Origin of the sequence: Mycobacterium colombiense (genome assembly GCF_003284975.1) — a bacterium.
GTDB lineage: Bacteria > Actinomycetota > Actinomycetes > Mycobacteriales > Mycobacteriaceae > Mycobacterium > Mycobacterium europaeum_A.
Map to the genome: position 1 here is coordinate 1 of NZ_QMEU01000153.1, position 7,904 is coordinate 7,904.

The 7,904-nt window shown below is 67.2% G+C and carries 9 protein-coding genes and 1 tRNA gene; 4 read left to right on the plus strand and 6 right to left on the minus strand.

The genetic code is table 11. The features are described from left to right. Window positions 1-217: 217 nt before the first annotated feature. Window positions 218-1,006, plus strand: a complete 789-nt coding sequence (locus tag DQP58_RS24950; protein WP_112710777.1) for a DUF732 domain-containing protein — start codon at window positions 218-220, stop codon at window positions 1,004-1,006. A gap of 53 nt (window positions 1,007-1,059) precedes the next feature. Here DQP58_RS24950 and DQP58_RS24955 read toward each other — a convergent pair whose 3' ends face one another. From DQP58_RS24955 to DQP58_RS24965, 3 genes are all read right to left on the minus strand, one after another. Beyond that, window positions 1,060-2,274, minus strand: a complete 1,215-nt coding sequence (locus DQP58_RS24955) for a cytochrome P450 (protein WP_112710778.1) — start codon at window positions 2,272-2,274, stop codon at window positions 1,060-1,062. A 349-nt stretch (window positions 2,275-2,623) separates the two neighbouring features. Next, window positions 2,624-2,698 (minus strand) — tRNA-Thr (locus tag DQP58_RS24960). A gap of 29 nt (window positions 2,699-2,727) precedes the next feature. Continuing rightward, the gene (locus DQP58_RS24965) at window positions 2,728-3,444 is read right to left on the minus strand and encodes a hypothetical protein (protein ID WP_067019336.1); all 717 of its coding nucleotides are present in this window, start codon (window positions 3,442-3,444) and stop codon (window positions 2,728-2,730) included. 158 nt (window positions 3,445-3,602) lie between these two features. On the opposite strand from DQP58_RS24965, the gene phoP reads away from it, so the two are divergent. Then, the gene (phoP, locus tag DQP58_RS24970; RefSeq protein ID WP_066864000.1) at window positions 3,603-4,322 is read left to right on the plus strand and encodes a two-component system response regulator PhoP; all 720 of its coding nucleotides are present in this window, start codon (window positions 3,603-3,605) and stop codon (window positions 4,320-4,322) included. A gap of 39 nt (window positions 4,323-4,361) precedes the next feature. Next, the gene (locus DQP58_RS24975) at window positions 4,362-5,804 is read left to right on the plus strand and encodes a sensor histidine kinase (protein WP_112710779.1); all 1,443 of its coding nucleotides are present in this window, start codon (window positions 4,362-4,364) and stop codon (window positions 5,802-5,804) included. On the opposite strand, the gene DQP58_RS24980 is transcribed toward DQP58_RS24975, so the two are convergent. After that, on the minus strand, window positions 5,792-6,196 hold the full coding sequence (locus DQP58_RS24980; protein WP_112710780.1) for an HIT family protein: 405 nt from the start codon (window positions 6,194-6,196) through the stop codon (window positions 5,792-5,794). The genes DQP58_RS24975 and DQP58_RS24980 overlap by 13 nt on opposite strands. Window positions 6,197-6,354: 158 nt before the next feature. Between DQP58_RS24980 and DQP58_RS24985 the strand changes: the two genes are divergently transcribed. After that, window positions 6,355-7,011: a dihydrofolate reductase family protein gene (locus DQP58_RS24985; protein WP_112710782.1), complete on the plus strand. Its 657-nt coding sequence runs from the start codon at window positions 6,355-6,357 to the stop codon at window positions 7,009-7,011. Between the two features lie 27 nt (window positions 7,012-7,038). On the opposite strand, the gene DQP58_RS24990 is transcribed toward DQP58_RS24985, so the two are convergent. After that, window positions 7,039-7,467, minus strand: coding sequence for a ketosteroid isomerase family protein (locus DQP58_RS24990; protein WP_112710781.1), 429 nt, complete (start codon window positions 7,465-7,467; stop codon window positions 7,039-7,041). 16 nt (window positions 7,468-7,483) lie between these two features. Further along, window positions 7,484-7,904, minus strand: a 421-nt coding sequence (locus DQP58_RS24995; RefSeq protein ID WP_165827951.1) for an FAD-dependent oxidoreductase, incomplete at its 5' end; no start/stop codon positions are given.

The following is a 7,904-nucleotide window of genomic DNA, read 5'->3' on the forward strand; positions in this document are numbered from 1 at the left end:
AACAACCGACGAGCGCGAAGGCGATCGCGCCGACGACGAGCGGCCCGATGCGGTTACGGCTCACGGTGATCACGTCCATCCCTTGCCTCGAATCCCACGGCTGCGGCTGGCCGGCTTAACCGAGTCTTTCGCATGAGCGCCTGTGACATCAATGCGGTGACGGCCATCTACTTATCGGGAGTTGTAACAACGGCGCGACGCTCTCAAACTGGTTGATATGCGCGACCGCGAGAAGATCGATTCGGAATTGCGGCTCATCGCGCTGCGGCGCCAACAGATCCGCGAGCAGGGCGGTCAGCTGTCGTCGCATGAGGCCGACCAACTGCTCGACGAAATCCTGGCCCAGGGGGCGGGGACGCCCGAGGTCGTTGCGTTCGACGCCTGGGAGAGCGAGGTCGCCGGCGCCGTCCGGTCGCGGGAGAGCGAAGCCCGCACCATCGCAGCGCGGCGACGGAAAATCGCCGCGCTGCGCCGCCTGGGTCTGTTCGCGGCCTTACCGCTATCCCTGGTGGCCGTCGTCGCCGCGGTGGCGGTGATGTTCGCGCTGCGCCACCACGATTCGGCTGCCCAGCCTGAGGACACCCCGCCCGCGGCCGCGCCTGCCCCGCCCGTGGCGCCGAAGGCATCCGCCCCGGCGATCGGCGCCGTCGACGCGGCCTTCATCGGCGCGCTGAAGCGCGAGGGGGTGCCCGTTCCCAGCCAGGACTACGTGATGAGCCAGGGGCACGCCGTGTGCGACTTTTTGGCGCACCAACCGAATTTCGCGGACGCGGCCGGGTTCGTGCAGCGCAGGTCGGTCTGGGACGCGGATCAAAGCGCGAAGGTCACCGCGGGAGCCATCGTCGCGTACTGCCCCCAGTCGCGACCCACCGCGCCGGACCCGACACAGCCGGACTATCAGAAATCGTTGTCCGATCTACAGGACATCCAACGGGATCTGCAGGGCATCCAGGGGAAGCTGCAGGACATTCAAGGCGGTCTGGACGTCATCCCGGGTCAGCCGTAATGGGTCGCCGCCGACGTCGCGGTTAGCGACACGCACGTTCGCCGGGAGCGAGTTCAGACCGCGACGGTCAGCTTCGACATGCCGCGCAGCGTGACGTTCGGCTTGTACAGCGGCTCACCATCAAGGCGTGCGCTTGGGAAGCGCGCTGTCACCGCCGACAACGCGATCGACGCTTCGAGCCGGGCCAGCGGCGCGCCGAGGCAGAAGGACGGACCGTGCCCGAACGCCAAGTGGTGAATCGTTTCTCGGTCCGGGTCGAATTCGTCGGGCCTTTCGATGACGTCGGGGTCGCGTTGGGCGGCGGCCTGCAACAACAGCATGATGCCGCCTTTCGGCACCTGGGCATCGCCAATCGTCATGTCAACACCCGCGATTCGGGCCATCAGCTGGTTCGGTGGGTCGTACCGCAGCGTCTCCTCTATCACCGCTGACACCCGCCCCGGATCGGCGCCCAGTGCGGCCCACTGGCCCGGATGACGCAGCATCGCAAGGATCGCGTTGGCGATAAGGTTCACTGTGGTCTCGTGCCCGGCGATGAGTATCAGAGCGCAGGCCGCGATGATTTCCTCCTCCGTGAGCTGGTCACCGCACTTCTCAACAGCGATCAATGCGGATATCAGGTCCTCACCGGGCGCACGGCGGCGCTGCTGCATCAGGTTGCGCAGGTATTCGTGCAGCCACAGTCCTGCCCGCTTCCGTTCCTCGGACGCGTCCGGGTCGCGGGAGAACGTGATGAACGGGTCGACCAGTCGCGCCAGCGGCGCCGCCGCCCGGCTGAACTCCGGCTCGTCCTCGATCGGCACGCCCAGCAGCCGGCAGATCACCGCTACCGGTAGTGGGTAGGCCAGGTCAGCGATCACGTCGAAAGTGCCCCCGGCTTCAGCATCGTCAAGGAGGGAAGACACCAGCTTGCGGATTTCTGGTTCGAGCGCCATGACAACCTTCGGTGCGAAGGCCTTGCCGACGAGCTGGCGCAACCGGGCGTGATCCGGCGGGGCGAGGGACAGAAACCCCGTTTGGCCGAACGGCCGCAGCTGGGCACCGGCAGCGATCTCTTGCCGTGCGAACATGATCCCGGTGGCCGACGCGGGGTGCCGTAGCACCTGGTTGCAGTCCCGGAACGAACTGAACACCGTGAGGTTGGCCGAGGGTACATGCAGCGGTCCATGCTCTCGGAGCTCGCGGTAGACGGGATACGGGTTCACCCGTGTCGACGGGCGAAGGAGCCGCAGCAGCAAGGCTCGCGGCGCAGTTGCAGCAGCCGTCATCCTGACCCCCCCGGGGGTTACGCTTATCAGGCCGACTTTTTGACCCCCCTCGCTGGTTAGGCGGCCGATAGAGAATGGCAATTTATTGCTCACCAACGATTAGTCGCTTCATATCATGGCCATCGCGCGTGTACTTGGAATACGCGGCATTTCAGACAAAATAGAGTGTTATCAGGGCTTTCCCGTGGTGGTCGATCGCCGATTGGTGGCTGTCCGCTGCAATGACTTTCGACCGGTGCGCAGGTTTGTGCGACTCGGGTTGGTCGCTCTGGCGGAGCGACTCGATGAGAGTGTGAGCAAATGTTGGCACGCTGGCGCTGGGCAGCCACGCGGACGCGGCAGCGAACGTTGGAGCCCCCTGTCAGGATTGAACTGACGACCGCTCGCTTACAAGGCGAGTGCTCTACCACTGAGCTAAGGAGGCGGGGGTAAAACCGTGCCCAGCCTAATCGGTCACTGGTCGCTGTCGATCACGCGTGCGGAGCGCACCGCCCGCGACGACGGGCGCCGACGCCCCGGCAGCGGAATCCGGTCGGCGATGTTGCTCAGCGGGTTGACCACCATGGTGAGCGCGATGACGGCGTCCTGCAGCGTGGCGATGGCGGGCTCGAGCGCCTCCATGCCGGGCGTGAGCCGTGCCAGGGTGTCGGCGACGTCGGCGAGCTGATCCAGCGGTCCGTTCTTCGCGGTCAGCTTGTCGACCAGGCCGCCCTCGGCCAGCAGCCGGTCAGCCAGCCCGTCCTCGGCCAGCAGCCGCTCGATCAGCCCCTCCTCGGCGACCAGCTGATCGGCCAGCCCGCCGGGCTGCAGCGTGCGATGCAAGGCGCCGCCCTCGGCGGTCAGCCGGTCCAGCAACCCGCCCTCCGACGTCAGCAGGTCGACCACCCCGCCCGGGCGCAGCAAGCGATCGATCGGACCGTCCGGGGCCACCGCCCGGCCCAGCGGGGCGTCGTCGTCGAGCAGCCTGGCCAGCCGGTTGGCCCGCATGATCGCGTCGTCGATCCCCAGCATGGAGGTCATCGCGTTGGTGCCGGCGGTCCCGCCGTCGCCCAGGGCTCGCTTCGCCACGCCGACGGCGGTGCTCGCGACGCTCAGGCTCGCATCGGCGGCGGCCAGCCCGACCCGGGCGGGCGCCGTCGCGGCCGACACGATGCTTCTGGCGAGGTTCATTCCTCGAGTCTATTCGCGACGCAAGCTGGGCAAGCCCGTTACGTCCCAAGGCAATGCGATGATTCCTGGCAGACTACTATCAGACGGTTGGCACTGAGCTTTCAGGAAGTACACAACCTTCGCATAGCAAACGTTCAAGCAAGGGACAGAAGCATCTGATGACATCGGCAACCCCCAACGACACCAAACCGGAGGCTCGCGTCCTCGTGGTCGACGACGAAGCCAACATCGTCGAGCTGCTCTCGGTCAGTCTGAAATTCCAGGGTTTCGAGGTCTACACCGCAACCAACGGCGCCCAGGCCCTCGATCGGGCCCGCGAGGCCCGGCCCGACGCGGTCATCCTCGACGTGATGATGCCGGGCATGGACGGGTTCGGCGTGCTGCGCCGGCTGCGCGCCGACGGCATCGATGCCCCCGCTCTGTTTCTGACCGCCCGAGATTCCCTGCAGGACAAGATCGCCGGCCTGACGCTGGGTGGCGACGACTACGTGACGAAGCCGTTCAGCCTCGAGGAGGTCGTGGCCCGGTTGCGGGTCATCCTTCGCCGCGCCGGCAAGGGCGGGGCCGAACCGCGCAGCGCGCGACTGTCTTTCGCCGACATCGAACTCGACGAAGAAACCCACGAGGTGTGGAAGGCCGGGCAACCGGTGTCGCTGTCACCGACCGAATTCACGCTGCTGCGTTACTTTGTGATCAACGCCGGCACCGTGTTGAGCAAGCCGAAGATTCTCGACCACGTGTGGCGTTATGACTTCGGAGGTGACGTCAATGTCGTCGAGTCCTACGTGTCGTATCTGCGTCGCAAGATCGACACCGGCGAGAAGCGGCTGCTGCACACCCTGCGCGGAGTCGGTTACGTATTGCGGGAACCGCGCTGAGCGGGCCCGCGGCCGGCGGCGGTAGAAGAAGTTAGGTAGATGGTCACGAAGCCTCGACGCGGATTGCCCCTTCGGATAGGGCTCGTCGCCGCCACCCTGGCGCTGGTCGCCTGCGGCCTCGCCGTGTCCGGCATTGCGGTGACCTCGATCCTGCGGCACAGCCTGATCAGCCGCATCGACTCCACGCTGCTCGATGCGTCCCGGGGCTGGGCGCAGAACCCGCGGCGCCGGTCGCCGCCGCCGTACGAAGGTCCCGACCCGGGCCGGCCGCCGTCGAAGTTCTACGTCCGCGGCGTCAGCATCGACGGGACCCCGTTCACCGCCATCAACGACCGCAACGCCGAACCGGCGTTACCGCCCAACAACGACGTCGGCCCCAACCCGACCACGCTGCCGTCGGTGAACGGCTCGGACATTCAATGGCGGGCCGTCTCGGTGCACGGCCCGCACGGGCTGACGACCGTCGCGATCGACCTGTCCGACGTCCAGCACACGGTCAGCTCGCTGGTGTGGCTGCAGATGGGCATCGGGGTGGCGGTGCTGGTCGTGGTCGGGATCGCCAGCTTCGCGGTGGTGCAGCGCAGCCTTCGGCCGCTGGCCGAGGTCGAGCAGACCGCCGCGGCGATCGCGTCGGGCCAACTGGATCGCCGTGTGCCAGAACGTGATCCGCGCACCGAGGTGGGCCGGCTCTCGCTCGCGCTGAACGGAATGTTGGCGCAGATTCAGCAGGCGCTGGCGTCCTCGGAGTCCTCGGCCGAGAAGGCGCGCGGCTCCGAGGACCGGATGCGGCGGTTCATCACCGACGCCAGCCACGAACTGCGCACCCCGCTGACGACCATCCGCGGCTTCGCCGAGCTGTATCGCCAGGGCGCCACCCGCGACGTCGCGATGCTGTTGTCGCGGATCGAAAGCGAGGCCTCCCGGATGGGCCTACTGGTCGACGACCTGCTGCTGCTGGCCCGCCTCGATGTGCAACGACCGCTCGAACACCATCGGGTGGATCTGCTGGCGCTGGCCAGCGATGCCGTGCACGATGGGCAGGCGATGGACCCCAAGCGCACCATCACCATGGAGGTCCTGGACGGGCCCGGCACCCCGGAGGTGCTCGGTGACGAGGCGCGGATCCGGCAGGTGTTGAGCAACCTGATCGCCAACGCGTTGCAACACACACCGGAAAGCGCCGACGTCACCGTGCGGGTCGGCACCGACGGCGCGGACGCCGTGCTCGAAGTGGTGGACCAGGGTCCCGGCATGAACCAGGAGGACGCGTCGCGCGTGTTCGAGCGGTTCTATCGGACGGACTCGTCGCGGGCCCGCGCCAGCGGCGGTACCGGGCTGGGGCTATCCATCGTCGACTCCTTGGTGCGCGCGCACGGCGGCGTGGTCAGCGTGACCACCGCGCCCGGCGAGGGCTGCCGCTTCAGGGTGACGCTGCCGCGCATCAGTGACGTGCCGGCGCATGAGCCCGTTCACGTCAACTGAACCAGCGCCGCCTTGATCTTGGCCTGGGCCTCATCTAGCGATTCCGCCGACGGGTTGCGGTCCACTCCCGCGAAGCCGAAGTCGCTGAGGCTGCGGGTGGGGAAGACGTGCACGTGCAGGTGCGGCACCTCGAGCCCGGCGATGATCAGGCCGGACCGCTCGGTCCTGAACGCCTTGCACACCGCCTTGCCGATCAGCTGGCTCACGGCCATGACCCGGGCGAAGGCCGGGCCGTCGACGTCCTGCCAATTGTCGAGCTCGGCGCGCGGCACCACGAGCGTGTGGCCCTGCGTCATGGGCTCGATCGTCAGGAACGCGACGACGTCGTCGTCCTCGTAGACGAAGCGGCCGGGAAGTTCACGGTTGATGATCTTGGTGAAGATCGACGCCATGGGCCCAGCATAGGTGCGCTGACATTGCGCCAGCGGCTGTGGTCGCCCGCGCGCCACGCGCCGTGACGCAACCTCGGCGACGTACCGATGAGTTCGGCCGCCATCTCGGGTCAATCCTGCGACGCCCCACAACGCGGATGGATTCAGGAGATCTCACCATGTCACGAGTGCGCGTGCACAACTTTTCGATTTCCCTCGACGGCTTCGGTACCGGTATCGGCCAAAGCATGGACGCGCCGTTCGGGCACGCCGGCGGACGGCTACACGAGTGGTTCTTCGCGACGCGGACCTTCCGCGCCATGCACGGCGAGTCGGGCGGGGCCACCGGCATCGACGACGCCCTGGCCAGCCAATGGGCGTCGGGCATCGGCGCGGAGATCATGGGGCGCAACAAGTTCGGGCCACAGCGCGGACCATGGACCGGCCAAGACGGCGGCGAGGAATGGAAAGGCTGGTGGGGCTCCGAGCCGCCGTTTCACACACCGGTCTTCGTGCTCACGCACCACCCACGACCCCCGATCGAGATGGACGGTGGCACCACTTTCCACTTCATCGACGCCGGTCCCAGCCAATCCCTTGAGATGGCCCGAAAAGCCGCCGGGGGCAGCGACATTCGCCTGGGCGGGGGACCGTCGAGCGTCCGCCAATTCCTCGAAGCCGATCTCGTCGACCACATGCACATCGCGCTGGTGCCGATCATCTTGGGGCGCGGCGAGTCGTTGTGGACGGGGCTGGAAGGCCTCGAACAGCGATTCGACCTGGAGTCGGTGAGCAGCCCGAGCGGCGTCACGCATTTGATCTTCACGCGCCGCTAGGAGGATCGCCGCGGCCCGAGCGACGACTCAGTCCTGTTTGCCGAACTGCATCATGTCCAGGTTCCAGTAGCCGCGCATGTTGGTGATCAGTCCCGCGTCGTTGACCTTATAGGTGAACACGCCGCGCACCGAGCTGGTGAAGCCGCCCTCGAACTTGCTGTTGAGCACCAGGATGTGGGCGATCTCGTCGGGTGAACTCGACGGGAAGGTCTCCTCGCAGGTGATCGAGAGCTGGTTGGCGGCGATGTTGGTGTCGAAGAACGCGCCGACGGCCTCCTTGCCGCGCACCCCGGTGCCGTCGGGATTGGTGACGGACTTGCCGATCGGGTCCTCGATGACGACGTCCTCGGACATCAGCGCCAGCCACCCCTCGCGGTCGTGCGCCTGGACGCACCGCCACGACGACTGCGACGCGGCCAGGGCCGGCGACGCCTGAGATTGCTCGGTTTCGGTCATTTCTATTCTCCTGTCACTAGATTGCGCACGCGGCGCGCGCGCCTTCCTCGGTGGCTTTGCGGATCAGGCCCAGTCCGGTGCAGTCGCCGGCGGCGTGCACCTCCGCGTCGGGCAGGGCGTCGACCAGGGCGTCGAACAGTGTGGTGTCCGGCTCGACCGTGCCCGCCAGCACGACGCTGTCGGCGGCCAGGCGCCGGGTGGTTGCACCGGCCGGGGTGAACTCCACCGCGTCGGCGGTGATGCGTTCGGTGACGGCGCGCACGTGCACGGTGACGCCCAGCCGGTCGAGACGATCCATGTGTTCGGTCTTGCGCTTGTTGCCCACCTCGGGCGCGATCTCCTTGCCGGCTTCGAGGATGGCCACCGACCGGCCCCGGCCGGCAAGGAATTCCGCCAATTCCAGGGCGACCAAGTCACCGCCGACGATGACGACGCGC

Coding starts and splice junctions, on each gene's coding strand:
- DQP58_RS24950 (WP_112710777.1), top strand. CDS start 218: ATGCGCGACCGCGAGAAGATCGATTCGGAATTGCGGCTCATCGCGCTG.
- DQP58_RS24955 (WP_112710778.1), bottom strand. CDS start 2,274: ATGACGGCTGCTGCAACTGCGCCGCGAGCCTTGCTGCTGCGGCTCCTT.
- DQP58_RS24965 (WP_067019336.1), bottom strand. CDS start 3,444: ATGAACCTCGCCAGAAGCATCGTGTCGGCCGCGACGGCGCCCGCCCGG.
- phoP (WP_066864000.1), top strand. CDS start 3,603: ATGACATCGGCAACCCCCAACGACACCAAACCGGAGGCTCGCGTCCTC.
- DQP58_RS24975 (WP_112710779.1), top strand. CDS start 4,362: ATGGTCACGAAGCCTCGACGCGGATTGCCCCTTCGGATAGGGCTCGTC.
- DQP58_RS24980 (WP_112710780.1), bottom strand. CDS start 6,196: ATGGCGTCGATCTTCACCAAGATCATCAACCGTGAACTTCCCGGCCGC.
- DQP58_RS24985 (WP_112710782.1), top strand. CDS start 6,355: ATGTCACGAGTGCGCGTGCACAACTTTTCGATTTCCCTCGACGGCTTC.
- DQP58_RS24990 (WP_112710781.1), bottom strand. CDS start 7,467: ATGACCGAAACCGAGCAATCTCAGGCGTCGCCGGCCCTGGCCGCGTCG.